Origin of the sequence: Labrys miyagiensis, from assembly GCF_030160835.1 — a bacterium.
GTDB lineage: Bacteria > Pseudomonadota > Alphaproteobacteria > Rhizobiales > Labraceae > Labrys > Labrys miyagiensis.
Window position 1 is genome coordinate 98,512 of sequence record NZ_BSPC01000027.1, and the last position, 23,217, is coordinate 121,728.

Below are 23,217 nucleotides of genomic sequence, written 5' to 3' on the forward strand. Positions count from 1 at the left end.
CTGTATGACGTTTCTCTTCAACTCCGACGCAGCCCGCGGCGCGATCTTTCGAGAGATCTTCGCGCGGGAGCTCCCGGACTTGGAATTCAGGCATTCCAGCGAAAGCGTGGAGCCGGATAAGGTTCGTTATCTGCTGACGTGGGCGGCACCTGATGACCTGTTGCGTTACCGCAATCTTGATGTGCTGTTTTCCATCGGCGCCGGTGTGGATCAGTTTAGGTCGGGCAGCGTGCCCGACCATGTGAAGCTGGTGCGCATGGTCGAGGACGGCATCATCGGCATGATGCAGGAATATGTCGTCCTCGGCGTACTGGCGCTCCACCGGGATATGCTGGCATATCGAGAGCAGCAGAAGGGCCACAGGTGGCACGAACTTCCCACTCCGCAGGCCACCCAGCGCCGGGTTGGCTTTCTCGGCCTTGGCACGCTGGCGCAGGCCGCGATTGAGCCTCTCAAGCCGTTCCGTTTTCCCCTGTCTGGATGGAGCCGGAGCAGAAAAGACATCGGCGGTGTTGCTTGCTTTCATGGCGACCATCAGCTTGCCGATTTTCTGATGCAGACGGACATTCTGGTCTGCCTTCTACCATTGACCGACGAGACATGCGGAATTCTCAACGCGAAGCTCTTCTCGTCACTGCCGGCTGGTGCGCGGCTATTGCATGTGGGCCGCGGTCCCCAGCTTGATCAGACGGCGCTGATCGAAGCCCTCGACAGCGGCGGCCTTGCTGCAGCGATGCTCGACGTCACCGATCCCGAACCCCTTCCGGAAGATCACCCGCTTTGGTCGCATCCCAAGGTGATGATTACGCCGCATATCGCCTCGGTGACCCAACCGCACACGGCGGCACAATCGGTCATCGAAAACATTCGGCGTCACCGCGCCGGCAAAAATCTGATCGGCCTCGTCGATCGGACACTCGGCTATTAACAGGAACCAAACATGTCACTTTTGGTCACCCTCGCCACAGATCCCGACTTCACGCCCAAAGCCTCGACGCCGGCCCCTGAGCGTCTGATCTCCGGCAATCCCTCCTTCAAGACCTGGGCACAAGATGCTTCGAAGGGAGAGAAGGTGCTAACCGGAGTCTGGGAAGCGACGCCCGGCGTGACGCATTCCATTAAGGGCACAACCTTTGAATTTTGCCACATCCTCTCCGGCCTGGTCGAAATCGAGGAGAAGGGCGGCGAGACCAAGACCTATCGCGCGGGCGACAGTTTCGTGATGAAGCCCGGCTTTGTCGGCGTGTGGCGCACGATCGAGACGGTGCGGAAAATCTACGTCAGCGTCTACGACTGAGTACAATGCCTGAGGTGCGCCGCAACAGGTGCACCTCATTTCAGAACAATTGACTTTCAAAGCTCTGCCAGACGCGATTCATCTCCGTCAGAAGGCCCATACTCGGAGCAAAACGCGGCGTTCATACTGCTACTGACTCGGAAATCAAGTGAAGCTTGCTTGGGCCATCGCAGTGAGCGGCGGAGGAAAGACAATGAATGCAATAACGGAAATCATCTTGGAGGACGCGGACCTGTTTCGCCAGCAGGCACTGCTTGGCGGCGATTGGCTGGGTGCGAAATCGAAGACGGTGGTTGATGTCATCAACCCCGCCAAGCTTGGGGTTCTGGGCACAGTTCCGAATATGGGGCGCGATGAGACTAGGGCCGCCATCGAGGCTGCAGCCGAGGCGTTCAAGAGCTGGAAGAAGAAGACGCATGCCGACCGAGCGGCTCTTCTGGAGCGCTGGCACGATCTCATCCGGCAACACGAACGGGACCTAGCGCTCTTGCTGACGCTGGAGCAGGGGAAGCCGCTTGCCGAAGCGCTCGGAGAAATCCGTTACGGGGCATCCTTTGTCAAATGGTTCGCGGAAGAGGCGCGCAGGATCGGCGGCTCGACCATTCCCTCGCCCACGTCCGACCGCCGCATCCTGGTGCTGAAGGAGGCCGTCGGCGTCTGCGCCATCATCACGCCGTGGAACTTCCCCAATGCAATGATTACACGCAAGGTGGCACCCGCACTGGCGGCTGGTTGCACGGTTGTCATCAAGCCATCGGAATTCACGCCTTTTTCGGCATTGGCGCTTGGCGTACTGGCGGAGCGGGCAGGCATTCCGGCGGGGGTCATCAACATTGTAACCGGTATGCCGGCAGACATCGGCAAGGAGTTGATGGCCAATGAGACGGTGCGCAAGATCTCCTTCACCGGGTCGACCCGGGTCGGTGCGCTTCTGATGAAGGGGGCTGCTGACAGCATCAAAAGGCTTAGTCTCGAGCTTGGCGGCAATGCCCCCTTCATCGTCTTCGACGATGCGAATATCGACTTGGCGATCGACGGGGCGATTGCGTCGAAGTTTCGCAATGGCGGCCAAACCTGCGTCTGTTCCAACCGCATACTTTTGCAAACCGGCATTTACGACGCATTTGCGGCCAAACTGGCCAGTCGAGTTGCTCAGATGAAGGTCGGCGCCGGCACGGAGGAGGGCGTTGCCATCGGCCCGATGATCAACGGCGCGGCCATTGAAAAGATCGAGCGGCACGTCGCGGACGCGCTGGAGAAAGGTGCAAAAATCATCGCACAGAGCGACCTGGTGCCAAACGGCCGGCAATATGCCCGCCCCATCGTGCTAGGCGATGCAACCACTGAAATGCTTCTAGCGTCGGAAGAGACTTTCGGGCCGGTGGCTCCTCTCTTCCGCTTTGAAGCAGAGGAGGAGGCGATCGCGATCGCGAACGGCACACCGTTCGGCCTCGCAGCCTATTTCTATACCGAGAACCTCAAGCGGTCGTGGCGGGTTGCCGAGGCGCTGGAATTCGGCATGATCGGCCTCAACACCGGCATGGTCTCGACCGAGGTTGCGCCGTTCGGCGGTGTAAAGCAGTCGGGTTTGGGGCGTGAAGGATCACAGCTGGGGATCGAAGAATATCTCGAAACCAAGGCATTGCATGTCGGCGGCCTCGATTAGAAGGCAGCCGCGAAGCAAAATAATCTGCCAGCGGACGAGTGATCTGAAACACGGAAAAGGGGCGACTGAACCGCCCCTTTCTTCATTGTCCATTGATTCTGCCGAAGGTTCAAAAAGCTCGATTCCGCGAGAGGCGCACTCATGCGCTTTTTCGAAAGGGTTCCAAGCCGACCGCGGCAGCCAGTCCGCCGACGTCGTCAACTTCGGTATACTCGTAGAAAGGGTTTCTGGGCTCGTGGCCGCGGTTTACCCAGACCTTGCTTTTGATGCCCAGATCGTAGGCCGTCATCAGGTCGTAGCGGAACGAGGACGAAACGTGCATGATGTCTTCCGGCCCACAACCGAGTTTGTCCAGCATATATTCGAAGCCCTTCATCTGCGGCTTGTAGGCGCCGGTCTCCTCGGCCGTGATGACCATGTGGAAGGGAGCGCCGAGTTTTTCGACATTGAAATTGATCTGGCTTTTCATCGCGTTCGATAGAATCACCAGCGGGATTTCCTTGGCGACCTTGGCCAAGCCGTTGGGCACATCCGAGTGCGGTCCCCATGTGGGGACTTCCTCATAGATGCGCTGGGCATCCTCCGGCCGGAACGCGACACCATTGCGCTTGCACGTCCGCTCCACCGAATTATGCACCACGTCGGCGTATGGCTTCCAGGCGCCGAGGACTTCATCCAGGCGAAATGCCGCGAAGTCCTTGACAAATTGCGCCATCGCAGATGGCGACAATTGCGATGCATAGACACGCCGCGCTGCGCCGGCCATGTCGAAATTGGTCAGCGTGCCGTAGCAGTCGAAGGTGATGTATTTCGGTCTGAATTGGCCCATGGGATCCATCCTCTTATCGGCACTGTCTGCTTGTGCCTCATGCATCATAAGAAGGACCCAGGAGCACTAGTCGCCGCATTCGCTGCGGCTGTTAGCAGAAAATGTCGTATGGCACCGTGACTATGGAGGAGACGCTCCGCCAAGCTTCCTTTCGAGATTGTGCGAGCATTTCGTTCGTTGGGCCGCACGGCATAAGATGTGGCCCAATAGGCAAACGAAAGTGAAAAAGCCTAGCGCGACGGTGCCGGTTAGGAAGAACGTCTGTCTTCGACGGCTTATCTTGGGATCCCGAAGACGCGACCCGGAAAAGCCCATGACCGCACACCAGATCACGCTCGAAACGATGACGCCGCAGCATCTGAGCGGTGCTGTTGAATTGTCGCGGCAAGTGGGCTGGCCGCACCGCCGCGAAGACTGGGAATTTATGCAGTCACTCAGCCACGGCATCGTCGCTGTTGACAACGGGCGGGTCGTCGCGACCACCTTGATGACGCCCTACGGCCAGGATGGCGCCACCATCAACACAGTTATCGTCGACGCTTCGATACGCGGACGCGGGCTTGGCCGCAGACTGTTGGAGGAAGCACTTGCCCAGGCAGGTGAGCGCAACTGCCGTTTGGTAGCGACGCCGGAAGGGCTGTCCCTTTACGAGAAGCTAGGGTTTGTCGCTGTCGGTAGCGTCATCCAACATCAGGGCGATGTGTTGCCGGTCAATACGCCCGGTCATGTAGTGTGGGGTAACGACTGCGACTTCGAACGTTTCGCGGAACTCGATCGCGCGGCGTATGGCCATGATCGCTCTCTGCTGATGCAATATTTGCAGCAGCTGGCAAAATTCGCCGTCATCCGTCAAACAGGCAAGGCACGGGCGTTTGCGGCAATCCGCGAATTTGGCCGCGGATTGGTGATTGGCCCGGTTGTCGCGAGCCACACCGCCGAAGCAAAAGCTCTGATCGACTACTTGCTTTCCAAAAATCAGGGCAGGTTTGTCCGCATCGACACGCACAGTTCCGCAAATCTCGCTGATTGGCTCGGCATGCGCGGGCTCGCTTCCGTCGACAGCGGCACCGCGATGCGGCGCTCTCTCGGCACTGTAAAACCAGCCGGTGTCGCGCAATACCGGACATTTGCGCTTGCCGCTCAGGCATTAGGTTGAATCGGAGGATACAATGTTTAGCAACTCGTTGATCGAGCTCGATCGGGCGCACCTGGTTCATCCCGTCTCATCTTATCGCAGCCATGAAAGGATGGGTGTACGCGTGCTGAAGTCCGCGAGGGGCGCGACAGTGACGGATGCTACCGGGCATCATCTCCTCGACGGATTTGCAGGTCTGTGGTGCGTCAATGTCGGGTACGGGCAGGAAAGCATCGTCGACGCAGCCACCAAGCAGTTGCGTGAGCTGCCCTACGCGACAGGTTATTTCGGCTTGGGCTCCGAGCCGGCAATACGTCTTGCCGCCAAGTTGGCCGAACTGTCGCCGGGCGACCTGAACCACATCTACTTCACGCTCGGCGGCTCTGATGCCGTCGACAGCACTATTCGGTTCATTCGCTATTATTACCATTCCAAGGGTACGCCGCAGAAGGACCAGTTCATCTCAGTCGAGTATGGCTACCACGGGTCGTCGACGGCGGGATCCGGTCTGACCGCGATCCCGGTCTTCCATGCAGGCTTCGGCGCACCATTTCACTGGCAGCACAAGATCCCTTCGCATTATGTCTACCGCAATCCGGTCGGCTCCAACTCGCAGGCGATTATCGACGCGTCGGTCGGGGCGTTACGGGCAAAGATCGCCGAACTGGGTGCGGAGCGCGTTGCCGCATTCTATGCCGAGCCGATCCAGGGGTCGGGGGGTGTCCTTGTCCCGCCGGTGGGATGGCTGACAGCGATGCACGCCGTTTGCAAGGAGCACGACATTCTGTTCGTTGCCGACGAGGTCATCACCGGCTTCGGTCGCACTGGGCCGCTTTTCGCGTGTGAAGAGGATGACGTCACGCCGGACTTGATGACCACGGCAAAGGGGCTGACGTCGGGCTATGTGCCGCTGGGCGCCGTTTTCATGTCTGACAATGTTTACAATACGATCGCGGATGGTGCAGGCAAGGCTGACGTCGGCCACGGCTATACTTATTCTGCTCATCCTGTGAGCGCCGCGGTCGGGCTCGAATGTCTGCGCCTTTACGAAGACGGTCTGCTCGACAACGGGCGACGCGCTGGGAAACGCCTGATGGCGGGCCTTCGGTCGCTCGCCGACCATCCACTGGTCGGCGATGTTCGCGGTCGCGGAATGCTGGCCGCAGTCGAGTTGGTCACAGACAAGGCACGCAAGACGCCCTTGCCGCCGGAAGCCGACCTCGCGCGGCGGATTTTCGACCGTGCCTGGAACAACGGCCTGGTCATCCGCGCCTTCGCCAACGGCGTACTGGGCTATGCGCCGCCGCTCTGCTGCACGGACGAAGAAATTGACGGGATCATCGAACGCACACGGAGAACGCTGGACCAGACGCTCGATGATAAGGACGTTCGAAACGTGATGAGAGAATGAGGTTGCGAAAGCAGACGCAGAGCTTGAAGGGTTTACGAGTTGCTAGGAGCGGCTTTTTTGCCAACACAAAATGTCGTCCATCGCTCTAATACGAAGCTGCTGGTAACCAGGCTACTATTCAGCGCAAGGTCCCGTTGTGAGTCGTGAAACCGACTTCATCACTTGTGCACGAAGTCGTCGAGGGCCAGGTACGACTTCACGATGGGGGACTTCAGAACGACAAAACTGAAATATTTGTCGATCCCGATTTCCAATTCAATAAGCCGTTCCATAATCGTCTGATATTCGGAGATACCCGGCGTGATAAATTTCACCAGATAATCGTAGCCACCCGAAACGAGATGGCATTCGACGACAGAATCAATTTTCGCGACTGTCTGCAGGAACCGCGCGAAATCGTTTTGATGATGGTTTTTGAGCGTGATTTCGGTAAATACTGTCAAGGTCTGCCCAAGCTTAGATACGTCGACTTGGGCAGAATATCCGGTGATGTAGCCTTCCGCCTGCAACCTTTTGATGCGCATAAGGCAAGGGGTTGGCGAGAGGTTGACCAACTCCGCGAGCTCGACGTTGGGGATTCTCCCGTTCTTCTGCAATTCGGACAGGATTTTGATGTCGATCTTGTCGAGCTTCATCAGTGAGCCTCGTTCAACGTGCCGCTTCGCGGATTGCCTCGTGGACCGCGTTCGTGATCTCCCTTGAAGCGACTGTTCCGCCTAGGTCCCGTATCATCGCTCCACTCGTTGTCGCGGTTTGCACTGACTCCAACAATCGATCAGCTGCCTCGCGGTCGCCGCGATGTTCGAAGGTTTGGACGATAGCCCAGAAGGTGGCAACAGTGTTGGAGATTCCCTTACCCGCAATATCGAACGCCGATCCGTGGATGGGCTCGATTGTTACAGGATATAGCTGCTCGGGATCGATATTCGCCGTCGGGGCCAAAGCGAGGACCGCTCCAGGCGCGCCTGCAAGATCGGACAAGATATCGGCGGGAAAGTTGGCCGCGACAGTCGTGTCGAGGCACTCAGGCTTCAACTTTATGCGCACCGACAAAGCATCGGCCAGCATCTTATCCCGCGATCTAGTCCCATTCCACATCACCCTGCTGCGCCTCTGCGCCTTGGTTTGAGTAATGACCGCTGGGTCCTCCTGGGGATAGAAGCCTTTTCTGCCTCAAAAATGAGGATGTTATGGATGATCGACGAACGCCGACCTTGGCTTACCACGGCCACGCCACCGTCGTCCCATGGCCTTTGGCCTTGGCCTGCTGCCAAAGCATTTCCGCGACCGTCAGGTCTTGAAGTGCCAACCCGGTCATGTCGAACACAGTGATGTCATCGGGCCGGCGGGTGAACGCGACCTTGTTCGTCAAGATGTCACCGATTGCAATCATCGGGCACTGCGCATCCCATTGACACTCACCGATCGAACGCGATTGGTCGCAGTCGTCTGCAAAGAGCCTTGTCCGGCGAAGGAGCCCTTCGGGAAGCTCTTGCTTGCCTTTGGTATCTGTGCCGACGCAGTTGATGTGAGTCCCGGGTCGGACCGCTGCGAGCGGAAACAAGGGCCCACCGCCTGGCGTGGCCGTCACGACAACGTCGCTATCGCTGACCGCTGCATCGACCTCATGTGCGTGCCTGAGTTCGCACAAATGCCCGAAGGCCGTTTCGAACGCACGGTCGGGCCGCCCGGTCCGTGTGAGGTAGTGAACCCGTTGAATGCTCGGCATATAGTGCAAGGCCATACTGAGCTGAATCCGGGCCTGTGTGCCCGTGCCAAATATGCAAAGGGATGCGCTGTCCGGCCGTGCAAGTAGCGTCAGGCCCACAGCTCCCGCGGCGCCTGTACGAACCGCGGTTATTGCGTTGCCATCAATGACGCACAGCGGCCTACCGGTAGAGGAATTGAACAGTAGGATCGTTGCCTGATGGGGCTTCTTTCCGGCCGGGCGGTTACCCGGCCAGAAGCCCGCCGCCTTGAAACCGAGCAGACCTGTCGTTGGAACGTCCCCCGACTTGATGCCAAATACGCCGCCTGTCGGAAGCTGCTCTCGGATGACCGGAAAGATGCGTCCCCCGCCTCGGGCGTGCAGCAAGAAGGCGCGTTTTACAGCGTCAAATACCTCGTCGGACTGCAGAAGTTGTTCGACATTGCCCGAGTCGAGCAGAACAAGCTGAGCATCGTTCGGCAACGTGGCACTCCTTTGTCGGGCGAATCTAATCGATCTTGAACCCAGCTGGATCCTAGCCGGGGGCTCGCAGAGGCGTGTCGCGGAGTTTGTGTCGGAACAGGATATCCTGTGGTTTTCAGACCCGATGGCAGCCAATTGTTTTGAAAAAAGATTGCCTGTGCCGTGCTACGGGGGCGGAGATCAGCATACACTCCGTGCGTTCGCATCTGCTTCAGAGAAGCAGTCAGCGATGGAATTCGCTTTTTACTCGCATCGTCACCAATCCGGTTCAGCGTTCCCTCTCTGATGGTGGATCGGTGCTCCTCCGCGGACACCAGTTTCCGATCTCGCCGGAAAGGTCACGGCGGTTGCCTTCGGCTGCGATACCGCGTCCGCGGCATTGATGCACGTCTCCGTTGAGCAGATGAGAACTCTTCGCTCCGACGGGCTGTCTGGTTGGCGTAGTGCTCGTGCAGAGGCCGACAGTCTCAAGGGCATGAGGTCTGGAGTCCTCGTCAAACGCGGAAACGTCGACAAGCCGGACTCTGCCGGCGACTTTTCAACGCTCAGCAGGGCGGCCGGCGGGCAGCTGTCGGAGGCTTCGGTGGCTTTTTGCGAGCGTTTCCTGGAGCCTGACATGAGCAGCCTGCAGCCGCTCGACTGCTGAGACCCTGGCGAAAACGGTGACGGCCCTATCCTCCGGTTTCCCAACTGTCGAGTTCACTGGGCCTGCAGCTCTGTGCGCGATGTGGGATAATCGAGCGCGATGGGCGCAGCGGGAAATCCCGTTTTCGATCGCCGATTCAGATGTTCCTGCTGCCGGCATACCAAGTTTCGGCGACTTTATAGGGCTGAAACAGTCAAACTGACCGAGACCAAGAGGCGCAACGCCCACGAGACACGAGCGGACACACCGTAGCGAGGATGATGCGTTGAAAAGGGAGGACATCTCGATGGCCGCTAGCATGAAGGCCGTAGCCTCCGACGACGTAGCGCTTTCTGTGCGCGATCTGACCGTGAGTCTGCCGGAAGGTATGGAACGGGCTCATGCGGTGGAGAGAATCTCCTTCGATCTGATGCGCGGCCAAATCCTCTGCACTATCGGCGAATCCGGTTCAGGTAAGTCGATCACGGCCAACGCAATTATGGGTCTCTTGCCTAGAGTTATCCGGGTCGCGTCTGGTTCAATACATCTGAATGGAATGAACATCATCGGGTTGCCACCCGAAAAGCTGCGCAGCTTGCGTGGTCGGGTCGTATCGATGATCTTTCAAGACCCGCTCTCGGCCCTCAATCCTCTCATGACCGTCGGCGAGCAAATCGATGAGACTATGGCTGCGCACGGGGTCGGCACGCGGAATACCCGCCGAAGCCGCACCCTGGAATTGCTGACGGAAGTGGGATTGCCCGATCCACAGGTCATGTACCATCAGTATCCATTCCGGCTTTCAGGCGGACAGCGGCAGCGCGTGATGATCGCCATGGCCCTGGCGCTCGAGCCGACGATCCTGATCGCGGACGAGCCGACAACCGCGCTCGACGTGACCACACAGGCCCAGATCCTTCGACTGATCCGCGACATTCAGCGCCGCAAGGGCATGAGCGTGCTGTTCATCACCCACGATTTTGGTGTTGTGGCCGAAATCGCTGACACAGTGGTGGTGATGGAGAAAGGCCGCATCGTCGAGCAAGGCAGCGCGCAGCATGTCCTTAAGTCACCCAGCCATCCCTATACCCGGCGTCTCATTGCGGCCGTACCCCATCTCACCGGGCAGGATCGAAATCCCGTGGTATCCGACGCCAGCGCGCCGATCCTGAAGGTCGAAGGGCTCGTGAAGACTTATCGGAGTGGGACCGCGCTGCTTGGCACGCAACGGATCGTGCCCGCTGTAAATGGGGTTTCGTTCGATCTGCCAGCGGGGCGCACACTTGGCATTGTGGGCGAAAGCGGCTCCGGAAAGTCATCTCTTGGCCGGCTTCTAATCAAGCTCTTGGAAAACGACGGCGGCGCGATCTTGTTCGAAGGGCGCGACATTGCCGGCCTTTCCGAAGCGGGGTTCCGCCGGGTGCGACCACAGATCCAGATGATCTTCCAGGATCCCTTCGCATCGCTCAATCCCCGTTCGACAGTCGGTCACATCATGACGGTCGGCCCAGTCGCGCACGGCATGAGCTATGCCCAGGCGCGCGAGGAGGCGCGGGCGCTGCTAGCTCATGTCGGTCTGGATGCCGGTGCCTTTGGCCGCTATCCGCACGAATTTTCCGGCGGACAGCGCCAGCGCATCGGCATCGCTCGCGCGCTGATGTTCAAACCGAAGCTGCTGATTGCCGATGAAGCGGTGTCGGCGCTCGACGTATCGATCCAGGCTCAAATCCTAAAGTTGTTGGACCAGATCCAGCGGGAGACGGGCGTGTCGCTGATCTTCATCACACATGATCTACGCGTGGCCAGTCAGATCTGCGACGAAATTGCGGTGATGCAGAAAGGCCGGATTGTCGAGCGAGGGCCGCCTTCACAGATCTTCCTGGATCCCCAGTCAGCCTACACGCGCCAGCTGGTAGCGGCGATTCCGGGGGAGCAGCCACGGCGCGAGAGCTCAGTTTCGGGATGTGGCGAGCGCAACAGCTGATAACGAGAAAAGGGAGGAACTACCATGAGCGATTGCTCCACGACTTCGAGGTACTCGCGACGGGACGCGCTGCGCATGATGGCAGTGGGCGGGGCTGCCGGCCTGCTTGCCCCCAATCTGTTCGGCAAACCTGCCTTTGCCAAGGCTTCAGCCAGCCCCAGCGGGCGCGTCATTGTCGGTCTTTCACAAGAGCCCACCGTATTCAATCCGCTGATGGCGCATATCGAAGTCGATGATGCGGTGCACTTCTCGCTTTTCGACGCGCTGGTTCGCATGGATCCCAAGGGCGTCTTGCAACCCAATCTTGCAGCCGAAGTACCCAGCCAAAAAAACGGCGGCATTTCCGAAGACGGACTCCATTGGCGCATTCGCCTGCGCGACGACGTCCGGTGGCACGACGGCCGACCCTTCACGGCCGAAGACGTGAAGTTCACCCTCGAACTGATCACCAACCCGAAGTTCCGCGCCTGGCGCACTAGCGGCCATTCGCTCGTCCGCGACATCACCGTGGTTTCTCCCACCGAGATCGCTTGGCGGATGGAGAAAGCTTTCGCACCCTATCTGTCCTTCCTCGCTGAAACCTTCATTGTGCCCAAGCACATCCTGGAAAAAGAGGCCGATCCCAACACAGCCGCGTTCAACCAAGCGCCCGTTGGCACTGGCGCATTCAAGTGGGTAGAACGCGTCGCCGGCGACCATATCTCGCTCGCCGCCAACCCCGACTATGTGGGAGAAGGCCCCTACATCGAGCAATTGGTCTTCAAATACATCCCCGACATGACGGTGCTCTATACCCAGTTCAAGAGCGGGGACGTGGACTTGGTCGACCAAGGCTATTTGACCGCGGACCACTATGAGGAGGCCCGCACTGTACCGGGCCGAGTGGTGACGTTGGAGCCCGGTTCGGCGCTCGAGTCGATCTATCTCAACCTCGAACGTCCACAGTTCAAGGAACTGGCCGTGCGCCAGGCGCTCTATGCCGCAATGGACCGAAAAGCAATCATCGACACGATCTACTACGGCGTAGGCGCACGCACCGAAACGTTCATGCCGCCGGAATCCTACTACTATAATCCGAAGCTCCCGGTGGAGGAGTTCAACCTGGACCGGGCGCGTCAGTTGCTCGATGATGCCGGCTGGGTGCCCGGACCTGACGGAATTCGCGCCAAAGGCGGGGTGCGGCTGTCCTTCAGCAATTCGACGACTTCTGGCAATAACCTACGCGAGCAAACCCAGCAGTTCCTCCAGCAAGTATTTGCCCAGATCGGCGTCGAGATGACAATCTCGAACCTGCCGGGCGCAGTTATGTGGGGCGAATACTGGCTAAAATCGCAATTCGATACGGCGATGGCGGGTGTCACCTATCTGATTGCCGCCGATCCAGACGCTACCAACCGCCTCCACTCAAGTGCAATAGCCGCGAAAGGCGGGCACGGCTCGAACACGGGCCAATACTCCAATCCCGAGGTCGATGCCCTGCTCGAGAAAGGGGCCCAGACCTTCGATCCGGAAGCGCGGCGTGAGATCTACAACCGCATCCAGGAACGGGTTCGCCACGATCTGCCCTTCCTGCCGCTGTTTGCCTATACGAATGTCCTCGGGCGCAAGGAAAACTTGGACGGCTTCGCGCCAAACGCCAACACGCGCACCGCGTCTTGGCACGCCGCGGCCTGGCATTGGAAGAGCTGACGAGTATTCCAACGGTCGAGAGGCCCGCCGCCTTTGGCTTTTTGCGTAGAAGGCGGCGGAAGTATCGCAGTCATGTTCAGGAGGAGGATCGGAATGCGCGGCTTCCTACTCAATCGTCTATCGCAGAGCCTCGTGTTGCTGGTGATCGTCTCGATCATCGGCTTCACAATTCTGAACCTCATTCCAGGCGGTCCGCTGGCGCAATTCGGGCTCGATCCTGGCATGACCCAAGCGGATATCGATCGCCTCAAGGAGCTCCTGGGCCTGAACCAGCCGTTGTGGATGCGGTATCTGGACTGGGTCTGGCGGCTCGTGCGGGGAGACTGGGGTCACTCCTTCCGCGACGGTTTGCCGGTGCTTTCGGTGATCGGACACCATCTCTTCGCCACGCTGCTTCTGATGGGGTCCTCCACGGCAATCGCCATGGTCGTCGGGACCTGGATCGGCATCCGCGGCGCGACCCATCGCTATTCGACCTTCGACTACTTTGCGACGATCAGCGCGATGGTGGCGCTGTCCATTCCGACCTTCTGGTTCGGGCTCGTCGGCATCTATGTCTTTTCCTTGAAACTGGGCTGGGTGCCTGCCGGCAATATGTACACGATCGGGGAAAACTCGGTTCTGGACTATCTGCACCACCTGATCCTGCCGAGCCTGGTGTTGTCCCTGGTCCATGTGGCGATCTGGAGCCGCTATATGCGCACGGCGACGCTCGATGCCATCAGCCAGGATTTCGTCAAGACCGCGCGTGCCAAGGGCCTCAGCGAGCGCCGGATTTTATTGAAGCATGTTGTCGGCAATGCCCTCTTGCCGATGATCACCCTGGCAGGAATGCAGCTTCCGAGCATTCTGACGGGTGCACTGGTGACCGAAACAGTTTTCACCTGGCCCGGAATGGGGCGGCTGTTTCTCGATAGCCTGGGCTACAGCGACTATCCCATGGTGATGGGTCTGCTGATGTTCTCCGCGATCTTCGTCATCTTGGGGAACCTGATCGCAGACATCGTCATCGCCGTCGTCGACCCGCGCGTCCGCCTGAGCTGAGCGTCCAATCCAGGCTCAAACCGGAGTGAGCAAAATGACCGCTTTCGCAACAAATTCCGTTCCGAGGCATTGGTGGCACAGCCGCGCGGCCCGCCGTTTCATGACCCACGGTCTGGCGATGTTGGGCGTGACGATGATCGCCGTGTTGGTCGCAGCCTGTGCCTTCGGCCCTCACCTTCTCCCTTACGACTCGCTCTATGTCGATCTGCGCGCCCGTTTTGCGCCCCCGCTGACCGGCAACCACTTTCTGGGCACCGATCCTCTTGGGCGCGATCTGGCGGCGCGGCTGTTCATGGCCGGGCGCATTTCGCTACTCGTGGGCTTCTTCGCCATGCTGTTGTCGACGGTGATCGGCACGCTTGTCGGCGTAACCGCGGGATACCGTAGAGGCTGGGTCGGCGCCGCGCTCATGCGCATGGTCGACGGCTTCCTGGCCTTCCCATCGATCTTCCTGCTCCTCGCGCTGGCCGCAACGCTTCGGCCCAGCCCGGCAATGATCACTGTGATCATTGCCGTCACGAGCTGGATGGAGGTCGCACGAATTGTCGAGGCGGAGGTCAACTCCCTGCGCGAGCGTGAATTCGTCCTCGCCGGGCGCATGCTGGGGCTAAGGGGTTCGCATATCATGTTCCGCGAGATCCTGCCCAATGCCGTGGGACCAATCATCGTGGCCGCCACGCTGACCGTCGCCCGCGCGATCCTCATGGAAGCCTATATCAGCTTCCTCGGCTATGGGATCCAGCCCCCCCTGCCCAGCTGGGGCAATATGCTCAACGGCGCGCAGCAATATTTGGCCACCGCCCCCTGGCTGGCGATCGTTCCCGGCGTCGCCATTACAATCGCTGTAACCAGCTTCAATTTCATCGGCGACGGGCTTCGCGACGCGCTCGATGTCCGAGACGACCACATTTGATCTGCTCGCCAAACGCAGCGCTCCTCTCAAAAAACGCCACGAAAGGTCGGCTCCATGGCCGAGCCCAGAGTCGCCGACAAGAACACGCTCTACTGGTGGGAAGCGGCACCGGTTAGGCCGCTGCCTCAGCGACCACTGCCCAAGAAACTCGACGTCTTAATCGTGGGGGCGGGCTATGCGGGGCTTTCAGCCCGGCTTTCGCTTGCACGTGAGGGCCGCTGCTTAGCCGCCTTCGACGCAATGGAGAGGGGGCCTCATCGCGCAATGGCGGAGCCACCAGTGGAACCATCCCGCCCGGACTACGCGACGATCTCGCGGCGCTTCGGTGAAGAGAAGGCGATCGCGATCGAGGCCGAAGGCAAGATCGCACGCGAGTTCCTTTACGACTTCATCGAGACCGACGGGCTCGCGTGCGACTTCCGGCTGGTTTGTCCGTTCAAGGGAGCCCCCGGATACGACCCGTAAGAGACGATGGCCCGCGGCGCCGAGACGCTGGCGAAAAGTCTCGGGATTCGAATCCGATGCCGCCGCCAGCGGCCGTCCCGTTCTACCGCGGCAATCCCTGGTTCATGCCGGCGATCAAGGGCGATGGCCTGCTGGAAGACAAGATCGCCTGGCGGCGGTCCCGCCGATGACGGCCAAATCTGCCGGCCCATTGACGATGCGGTGCTGCGGCCCCGTTCGCGGCTACAAGGATGAGCATCAAATGCACTACATCTCCACGCGCGGCCATGCTGAACGCAGGAAGTTCTGCGAGATCCTGCTTGAAGGTCTGGCGCCGGACGGCGGGCTCTATGTGCCTGAGACCTACCCGCTTGTGGATGACGCAATGCTGGATCGGTGGCGGGGCCTGTCCTATGCGGACCTCGCCTTCGAGATCCTGTCGCTCTACATCGACGACATTCCACCCACCGATCTGAATGCCATCTGCGCGAAAACCTATACGCTCGAGGTTTTCGGGAACGCCAGAATCGCGCCGGTGCGCCCGCTTGAGACGAATCTTCACGTCGCAGAACTGTCGAACGGCCCCACGCTGGCATTCAAAGACATGGCCATGCAGTTGCTTGGCAATCTTCTTGAATATGAACTGGCCCGCCGAGGTGAAGGGCTGAACATTCTCGGGGCAACCAGTGGCGACACGGGCAGCGCGGCGGAATACGCACTGCGCGGCAAGAAGGGCATCCGCATCTTTATGATGTCGCCTCGCGGACGCATGAGCGCCTTTCAGACAGCCCAGATGTTCAGCCTCCAGGACGACAACATCCAGAACATCGCCATCGAAGGGGTGTTCGACGATTGCCAAGACATCGTGAAAGCCGTGTCAGGCGATGCTGACTTCAAGAGGCTCCACCGGATTGGCGCCATCAATTCGATCAACTGGGCCCGGGTGGTGGCTCAAGTGGTGTACTACTTTTCCACCTACTTCCAGGTGACCACCCAGAACGCAACGCAGATCGATTTTGCCGTTCCTTCGGGCAATTTCGGCAATGTCTGTGCCGGTCATGTCGCACGCATGATGGGTCTTCCCATTTCCCGTCTCGTCATTGCGACAAACGAGAATGACGTGCTCGATGAGTTTTTCCGCACCGGCGTGTATCGCGTGCGAGGCCGAGCGGACACCTATGCGACCTCAAGCCCTTCGATGGACATCTCAAAGGCGTCAAATCTCGAGCGCTTTGTGTTCGACCTGCTCGGCCGCGATGCGAGTCGGACCAATTTATTGTTCGACAAGCAGCTTAGAGAACGAGCGTCCTTCGATCTCAGTGGTGATCTTGCCTTCAGGCAAGCGGAGGCGCGTTTTGGATTCCGCAGCGGCAAGAGCACCCACGCCGACCGATTGGAGACAATCCGTGATATGTGGGGCCGCTCCAAGGCGCTGCTCGACCCGCACACTGCGGATGGCGTGAAGGTCGCACGCGAGCACTCGGTGCCGGCGACGCCGATGGTCGTGCTCGAAACGGCCTTGCCGGTCAAATTTGCCGGCACCATCAGGGAGGCTTTAGGACGTGAGCCCGATCGCCCACAGCGGTTTGAGGGCATCGAATACTTGCCGAAACGCTTCAAGGTGCTTCCAGCCGATGCACAGGCCGTGAAGACCTTTATCGCCGAGATCGTTCAGGGTGAGACCTGCTGAAGAACTGCCAGCGATCGAAGATGTTTGCCATGGCTGACTCTAGGTGCATTCGCCGATCTCGGTAGAGCGCTCGGGGTGATCTGATGGATTCATAGCAGGGGTTCCTCATGAAAGCTCTTGTCAAAGCTGCAGCCGAACCGGGCCTCTGGCTTGACGACCGGCCGATCCCGCAGATCGGGCCGGACGACGTTCTCATCAAAATCAACAAGACGGGCATTTGTGGAGCGGATATTCACATCTACGCTTGGGATGAATGGGCGCAGCGCACCGTTCCTGTTCCGATGGTCGTGGGCCACGAATATGCCGGCGAGATCGTCGAGATCGGCACGAACGTTCGGAGATTGGTGGTAGGGCAGCGAGTTTCCGGCGAGGGACATGTTATCGGCAAGGACAGTCGTGCCGCTCGCGGTGGGCGGTTCCACTTGGATCCCGAAACCAAGGTTATCGGCGTCAATATCCCCGGCGCTTTTGCGGAATATTTGCGGTTGCCCGCCTTTAACGTCGTACCGCTGCCCGAAACGATCGACGATGAAATCGGCGCAATTCTCGATCCTTTAGGCAATGCGGTCCACACGGCGCTATCGTTCGATCTGATCGGAGAGGATGTGCTCGTCACCGGAGCAGGTCCGATCGGCATCATGAGCGCCGCTGTAGCTCGGCACGTCGGTGCGCGGCACGTTGTGATCACTGATGTGAATCCGCACCGCCTGGCCTTAGCCTCCGCTATTGTAGACGTTGTTCCCGTCGACATCAGCAGAGAGGATGTGCGTTCAGTTCAGGAGCGGCTCGGCATGAACGAGGGCGTCGATGTCGGACTTGAGATGAGCGGTGCACCCGCCGCATTTGATCAGATGGTCGAGAACATGGTAGTGGGCGGCATAATAGCTATGCTCGGTATCCCTGCTCGGCCTGCAACGGTCGATTGGGCCAAAGTTGTCTTTAAGATGCTGACGGTGAAGGGCATCTACGGACGGGAGATGTTCGAGACATGGCACAAGATGCTTGCAATGCTCGAAAGCGGTCTCGACGTCCGCAAAGTTATAGCGCACCGCCTGCCGATCGCAGACTTCAAGACGGGGTTTGAGGTCATGCGGATGGGCAACTGCGGGAAGATTGTTTTGGACTGGAGTGAATGATTACCCTTGTTATTCAGATGGGATGGCGGCTAATGTCGGCTTCAAAGACGTTGGTTTCCTAGTCAGCCTCGCGGATCGAATTCGCTCGGCAAGAGGCCGGTTTGCTTGGGATTGTCGGCCTGGAGGAAGCCTCGGAGGTCGCGTCCGCGCAGTCTGCCATGGCTTTGAATGTCGACGTCCTCATGGCTGGCACACCGCCAGCTGGCGTAATGTCAATTATTGCGCGGGTAGCCATTGCAATTTGAGTTCGACAGTTTGAACGGCCGCTGCCGCATGGCGCGTAGGAACAGCGGCTCTGTACAGCTGTGGCGGGCGCTTCGGCGCTTGGCCCTCCATGAGGATCGCTCGTTATTTGCTTCACTCGCCGTGACGCTGCGACAGTTAGGTGATCCTAAAGGCTGCGAACGCCTATTGGACCCGCAGGGGGGCGCCACCAATCCAGAGCAATTCGCTTTAGATGTCCCATTCCGCGCGATTTAACGCTGTTAGGTGGTTCAACCTCAATGAATAATGCGGCTCAACCTCGGCTATCGTTCGCGCTGTAACAGTGCGAGGTGCCCGATGACGCTGAGCTTCGACCCCGAAAAACTCAAGCTCCGCTCTATCACTTCATCGTCAACAGACGGCGTGATGCGCTCAATGTGCGAGACGACCGTGTCGGCCGCAGGCCCGATCCCGAACACTCGGGGAGAAGTCGCTCACATGCACCAGCCCAGAGTCGCCGACAATAATACGCCCTACTGGTGGGAAGCGGCACCGACAATGCCGCTGCCACAGCGCCCACTGCCCAAGAAGCTCGACGTTTTAATTGTCGGCGCGGGCTATGCAGGTCTTTCAGCCGGGCTTTCGCTGGCGCGCGAGGGTCGCTCGGTGGGCGCGCTCGACGCAATGAACCCCGGCGAAGGGGCTTCTTCGCGCAATGGCGGGATCACCAGCGGAAGCATTCGGCCCGACTATGCTACGATTGCCCGGCGCTTTGGTGAAGAAAAGGCGATTGCAATCGAGGCCGAGGGTAAGGTTGCCCGCGAATTTCTCTATGACTTCATCAAGACTGAAGCGATCGATTGCGATTTCCAATTGACTGGTCAGTTCAAGGGCGCAATTGGGCATCAACAATATGAGCGGGCTGCGCGAAGTGCCGAGCAGTTGGCGAAGAAACTGGGAATTGAATCCTACGCTGTGCCATATGCCGAGCAGCGCAATTATATCGGCTCGGACTTCTACCGCGGCGGCACAGTTCGGATGGACATTGGTGGGCTGCATCCGGCCAAGTTCCATGCCGAACTTTTGCGGGTGGCCCTCTCTTCGGGTCTGGCAGTCCATTCGAACACGGCCGTGACCTCGATCGAGCGGGATGGAGCCGAGTTCCGCGTCGTGACTTCTGCCGGGACCGTGCAGGCCCGCCAGGTTCTGGTCTGCACGAATGGCTATACCGATGGCGCCGTTCCCTTCCTGCGACGCCGGTTGGTCCCGGTTCGCAGCAGGATTATCGTCACCGAGGAACTCTCCCCCGAGTTGATGGCTCGGCTAATGCCGAAGCGAATGATGTTGGTCGAGGGCCGGCAACTGAGCTTCTATTACCGTCCGACTCCTGACGGCAGACGCATCTTATTTGGAGGACGCGACAGCTCCCGGGTCGGAGACCCGGCGGCGCCGAAGCTCTTTCTGCGCAAGGGACTCGTGAACATTTTCCCAGAACTGGAAAATGCTCGCCTTTCGCACACCTGGTTCGGCAACGTGGCGATGAACCGTGACATGCTGCCACGCATTTTCGAGAAGGATGGGATGGTTTACGCGACCGGTTTTTGCGGTTCGGGTGTAGTCTGGGCGCCATGGATCGGCAGGTGTGCCGCCCACAAGCTGATGGGGCACGGCGAGGAGGCGCAGACGGCCTTCGACTTCCGACCGCCTGCTTTCATCCCTTTTTATCGTGGCAATCCCTGGTTCATGCCGGCCATCATTCAGGCTTACCGGATGCAAGATCGTGTCGCCCTGTGGCGCGCCCGTCGCTGATAGGCGCGCGATCGCCACCAGTCGTTCGGCTAGGAGACATCGAGATGGCGCACCCAGAAACGCGTGAAACGGATATTCTGAAGGCTGGGACAGTCGGCGCTCTGGCGACGCCTGCCCTCCTACTCGACAAGAACCGGCTGGATCGCAATCTCGCTCGCTTGTCCTCTCGTATGGCTGCGCGAGGTGTCGCGCTGCGCTCCCATATGAAAACCGCAAAATCCATCGAGGTCGCGCGGCGCGCCTATCCATCCGGGCCAGGACCGATCACCGTCTCCACCTTGGCGGAGGCGGAGTATTTCGCGCTGCACGGCTTCCGAGACATGACCTATGCCGTGGGCGTCGCGCCCCAGACCGCCACAAGGGCGGTGCATCTGCGAAAAGCCGGCATCGATCTCAAGGTGCTGCTCGATTCGCCCGAACAGGTGGCGATCCTGGGCGAAGCTGGCCGCGCCGCTGGTGTGGTGGCGTCGGCCTTCATCGAAATCGACTGCGACGGCCACCGGAGCGGTTTGACCACCTCGGATCCTAAGCTCATCGCCGTCGCGGCCGAATTGGCCAAGGCCGGCATCAAGCTCGCCGGCGTCCTCACCCATGCGGGCGAATCCTACAGCCTCTGCACGCCCGAGGCGCTTGTCGCAGCTGCGGAGAACGAAAGGGCCGTGGCGGTGGCGGCCGCGGAGACGTTGCGGGCGGCGGGGCACGAATGCCCGGCGGTTAGCGTCGGGTCGACGCCGACAGCTCATTTTGCCGAGGACCTGACCGGAGTCACGGAGATGCGCGCCGGCGTATACATGTTCTTCGATCTGGTGATGCTCGGTGTCGGTGTTTGCACGGCCGACGACATCGCGATCTCGGTGCTCGCCACCGTCATCGGCGCGAAGCCGGAGAAGGGTTGGATTTTCGTTGATGCGGGCTGGATGGCCCTGTCACGTGATCGCGGTACCGCGGCGCAGCGGATCGATCAGGGTTACGGCCTGGTTTGCGACCCGTCCGGCAAACTCTATCCGGACCTCATCGTCTCACAGGCGAACCAAGAGCACGGCATCCTCGCGATCAGATCAAGATCCGCCGCTACTTTGCCGGCTCTGCCGATCGGCACCAAAGTCAGGATCCTGCCCAACCACGCCTGCGCGACGGCTTCGCAGCACGAGCTCTACAATGTCGTCTCCGCGGGAAGCGACGCCATTGAAGCTCTGTGGCCGCGAATGCGTGGCTGGTAGGCCTCAAAACAAAGTTGGGCCGCGGCGATATGCGCATGCCCAGCGTTCAGACCCGCGTGATTCCGGAGCTGATATGAAACTTGCATCCTATTGGTTGGCAGAAGTCATGGATGAGCGCGGCGAGCTTAGCCCCTGGAAGGACTTCGCCCGGCCCGCCATTCCAGGCCATTTCGGCCCGCCGTGGCTTTTGCCCCAGATCGGCGCCTATTACCGGATCAAGGATCGGTTCCAATGACATCGCCCGTCCGACACCTAACGGAAGCCGGCTTCCTTGGTAAATTCTACATCGACGGAGAATGGCGCAAGCCGATGGGATCGGCCGCGGCCATAGTCGTTAATCCGGCAACCGAGCTGCCTGTCGCCGAAGTCGCCCTCGGCAACGGCGCGGATGTGGACATCGCCGTCGTTGCCGCAGCACGAGCCTTTGCGGGCTGGTCTCGTAAGCCGCCTGCGCAGCGGGCAGCTTTGCTCGAGAGGATTCATGGTCTCATCCTCGAGCGGCTGGAACTGTTTGCGCAGGCACTCGCGACCGAGATGGGAGCCGCCATTACCTACGCGCGCCGCGCCCAGGTGCCGCTGGCAGCAGAACATATCCGCGTCGCCCGGGACAACCTTGTCACCTATCCCTTCGTAACCCCGCGCGGTCGCACTGCGATCATGCGCGAGGCGATCGGTGTCTGCGGTCTGATCACGCCCTGGAATTGGCCTCTCTATCAAATGACAGCCAAGGTCGGTCCCGCGTTGGCGGCAGGCTGCACGGTGGTGCTGAAGCCGAGCGAATTGTCGCCACTAAGCGCCTTGCTGTTTGCGCAAGTAATCGACGACGCCGGTTGTCCCCCCGGCGTCTTCAACCTCATCAACGGGACAGGTCCCGACGTCGGCGCCGGTCTGGCGTCGCATCCGCAGGTCGACATGGTCTCGATCACTGGCTCGACCCGCGCGGGAGTCCTCGTCGCACGGGCAGCAGCGACCACCGTCAAGCGCGTCTCCCAGGAACTCGGCGGTAAATCGCCTAACATCATTCTCCCCGACGCCGAACTGAGCCGGGCTGTTCCTCTCGGCGTGGCAGCCGCCTTCCGCAATCTCGGCCAATCCTGCAGCGCGCCGACGCGCATGCTTGTCTCCCGCTCACAGATGGCGGAAGTCGAGAGCCTCGCCGCGACGGCCGCTTCTGGACTGGTGGTCGGCGATCCATTTGCGGAGCGCACGACCCACGGTCCGATCGCCAACCGGCCGCAATTCGATCGCATCCAGGCTATGATCGCCGCCGGCCTGGAGGAGGGCGGCAAACTCATCGTCGGCGGCCTAGGGCGGCCCGCCGATCTTCACACAGGCCTCTTTGCGCGGCCAACCATCTTCTCGAACGTTCGTCGTGATATGAAGATCGCGCAGGAGGAAATTTTCGGTCCGGTGCTCTCAATCATTCCTTACGATACGATCGAAGAGGCAGTCGAGATCGCGAACGACACCGTCTACGGCCTCGGTGCTCACGTGCAAGGGACGGATATGGCGACGGTGCGCGCGGTCGCCGGCCAGATCCGCACCGGTCAAGTCCATCTGAATTATCCCGACTGGGACCCGAACGCACCGTTCGGCGGATACAAGCGTTCGGGCAACGGCCGAGAATATGGCCGCGAGGGCATGGAAGAATATCTCGAGACCAAGGCCGTGCTCGGTTTCTATGGCTGAAACCGCGGCCTCCCCGCGCGAACCTCGAAGCCAAGTATCGCCTGCCGGCGGAGCCGCGCCCAGATCGGATGTGATCGGCACGCCCGATTTGCGAGGCTCAAGCTTGGCCGGTTCTGCTCAACAAGCCTGCCTTGAGTCGATCTTGTCACGGTCCGACGAACGCCCAATCGGGCGGGAAAACCGGCCTAGCATTACAGTCGTAATTTTGTTGCGTGATTGAATGATGTCTGAATCACTGGAG

At 59.8% G+C, this 23,217-nt stretch carries 19 protein-coding genes and 1 pseudogene; 16 read left to right on the plus strand and 4 right to left on the minus strand.

Annotated elements, in window-relative coordinates:
* Window positions 1-4 precede the first annotated feature (4 nt).
* From QQL24_RS16200 to QQL24_RS16210, 3 genes are all read left to right on the plus strand, one after another.
* Window positions 5-928 carry a 2-hydroxyacid dehydrogenase gene (locus tag QQL24_RS16200; RefSeq protein WP_284313327.1) on the plus strand — a complete coding sequence of 308 codons (924 nt, stop codon included), beginning with the start codon at window positions 5-7 and terminating at the stop codon, window positions 926-928.
* A gap of 12 nt (window positions 929-940) precedes the next feature.
* A complete protein-coding gene (locus QQL24_RS16205) occupies window positions 941-1,297 on the plus strand; it encodes a cupin domain-containing protein (protein WP_284313328.1) in 357 nt (118 codons plus the stop codon).
* Between the two features lie 193 nt (window positions 1,298-1,490).
* A complete protein-coding gene (locus QQL24_RS16210) occupies window positions 1,491-2,963 on the plus strand; it encodes an NAD-dependent succinate-semialdehyde dehydrogenase (RefSeq protein WP_284313329.1) in 1,473 nt (490 codons plus the stop codon).
* A 139-nt stretch (window positions 2,964-3,102) separates the two neighbouring features.
* Here the strand turns inward: QQL24_RS16210 and QQL24_RS16215 are convergent, their stop codons facing one another.
* Complete coding sequence (locus tag QQL24_RS16215; RefSeq protein WP_284313330.1) at window positions 3,103-3,792, minus strand: haloacid dehalogenase type II; 690 nt, start codon at window positions 3,790-3,792, stop codon at window positions 3,103-3,105.
* A 313-nt stretch (window positions 3,793-4,105) separates the two neighbouring features.
* Here QQL24_RS16215 and QQL24_RS16220 point away from each other — a divergent pair, with 313 nt between their 5' ends.
* Window positions 4,106-4,948: a GNAT family N-acetyltransferase gene (locus QQL24_RS16220; protein ID WP_284313331.1), complete on the plus strand. Its 843-nt coding sequence runs from the start codon at window positions 4,106-4,108 to the stop codon at window positions 4,946-4,948.
* A 13-nt stretch (window positions 4,949-4,961) separates the two neighbouring features.
* Window positions 4,962-6,338, plus strand: a complete 1,377-nt coding sequence (locus tag QQL24_RS16225; protein ID WP_284313332.1) for an aspartate aminotransferase family protein — start codon at window positions 4,962-4,964, stop codon at window positions 6,336-6,338.
* Between the two features lie 158 nt (window positions 6,339-6,496).
* Here QQL24_RS16225 and QQL24_RS16230 read toward each other — a convergent pair whose 3' ends face one another.
* The 3 genes from QQL24_RS16230 to QQL24_RS16240 all read right to left on the minus strand — a co-directional run bounded on the left by QQL24_RS16230 (window position 6,497) and on the right by QQL24_RS16240 (window position 8,529).
* Window positions 6,497-6,973, minus strand: a complete 477-nt coding sequence (locus QQL24_RS16230; RefSeq protein WP_284313333.1) for an Lrp/AsnC family transcriptional regulator — start codon at window positions 6,971-6,973, stop codon at window positions 6,497-6,499.
* A 13-nt stretch (window positions 6,974-6,986) separates the two neighbouring features.
* Window positions 6,987-7,406, minus strand: a complete 420-nt coding sequence (locus tag QQL24_RS16235) for an isocitrate/isopropylmalate family dehydrogenase (RefSeq protein ID WP_284313334.1) — start codon at window positions 7,404-7,406, stop codon at window positions 6,987-6,989.
* A 151-nt stretch (window positions 7,407-7,557) separates the two neighbouring features.
* Complete coding sequence (locus QQL24_RS16240; RefSeq protein ID WP_284313335.1) at window positions 7,558-8,529, minus strand: ornithine cyclodeaminase family protein; 972 nt, start codon at window positions 8,527-8,529, stop codon at window positions 7,558-7,560.
* Window positions 8,530-9,461: 932 nt separating this feature from the next.
* Here QQL24_RS16240 and QQL24_RS16245 point away from each other — a divergent pair.
* From QQL24_RS16245 to QQL24_RS16295, 11 genes and pseudogenes are all read left to right on the plus strand, one after another.
* Entirely contained in the window at window positions 9,462-11,138 is a 1,677-nt protein-coding gene (locus tag QQL24_RS16245; RefSeq protein WP_284313336.1) for an ABC transporter ATP-binding protein, read from the plus strand.
* 24 nt (window positions 11,139-11,162) lie between these two features.
* Window positions 11,163-12,827 carry a peptide ABC transporter substrate-binding protein gene (locus tag QQL24_RS16250; RefSeq protein ID WP_284313337.1) on the plus strand — a complete coding sequence of 555 codons (1,665 nt, stop codon included), beginning with the start codon at window positions 11,163-11,165 and terminating at the stop codon, window positions 12,825-12,827.
* Between the two features lie 93 nt (window positions 12,828-12,920).
* Window positions 12,921-13,871 (plus strand): ABC transporter permease, encoded by a 951-nt coding sequence (locus QQL24_RS16255; RefSeq protein WP_284313338.1) that lies wholly within the window; start codon window positions 12,921-12,923, stop codon window positions 13,869-13,871.
* 34 nt (window positions 13,872-13,905) lie between these two features.
* Window positions 13,906-14,784: an ABC transporter permease gene (locus tag QQL24_RS16260; protein ID WP_284313339.1), complete on the plus strand. Its 879-nt coding sequence runs from the start codon at window positions 13,906-13,908 to the stop codon at window positions 14,782-14,784.
* Window positions 14,785-14,838: 54 nt separating this feature from the next.
* Window positions 14,839-15,246, plus strand: a pseudogene (locus tag QQL24_RS16265) (FAD-dependent oxidoreductase); the annotation flags it as partial.
* A gap of 244 nt (window positions 15,247-15,490) precedes the next feature.
* Entirely contained in the window at window positions 15,491-16,918 is a 1,428-nt protein-coding gene (thrC, locus tag QQL24_RS16270) for a threonine synthase (RefSeq protein ID WP_284313340.1), read from the plus strand.
* Window positions 16,919-17,025: 107 nt separating this feature from the next.
* On the plus strand, window positions 17,026-18,054 hold the full coding sequence (gene tdh, locus QQL24_RS16275) for an L-threonine 3-dehydrogenase (protein ID WP_284313341.1): 1,029 nt from the start codon (window positions 17,026-17,028) through the stop codon (window positions 18,052-18,054).
* 702 nt (window positions 18,055-18,756) lie between these two features.
* Window positions 18,757-20,067, plus strand: a complete 1,311-nt coding sequence (locus QQL24_RS16280; protein WP_284313349.1) for an NAD(P)/FAD-dependent oxidoreductase — start codon at window positions 18,757-18,759, stop codon at window positions 20,065-20,067.
* Between the two features lie 44 nt (window positions 20,068-20,111).
* The gene (locus tag QQL24_RS16285; protein WP_284313342.1) at window positions 20,112-21,287 is read left to right on the plus strand and encodes an alanine racemase; all 1,176 of its coding nucleotides are present in this window, start codon (window positions 20,112-20,114) and stop codon (window positions 21,285-21,287) included.
* Between the two features lie 73 nt (window positions 21,288-21,360).
* Window positions 21,361-21,522: a hypothetical protein gene (locus QQL24_RS16290; protein WP_284313343.1), complete on the plus strand. Its 162-nt coding sequence runs from the start codon at window positions 21,361-21,363 to the stop codon at window positions 21,520-21,522.
* A complete protein-coding gene (locus QQL24_RS16295; RefSeq protein WP_284313344.1) occupies window positions 21,519-22,976 on the plus strand; it encodes an aldehyde dehydrogenase family protein in 1,458 nt (485 codons plus the stop codon). Before QQL24_RS16290 ends, QQL24_RS16295 begins: the two co-directional genes overlap by 4 nt.
* Window positions 22,977-23,217 lie beyond the last annotated feature (241 nt).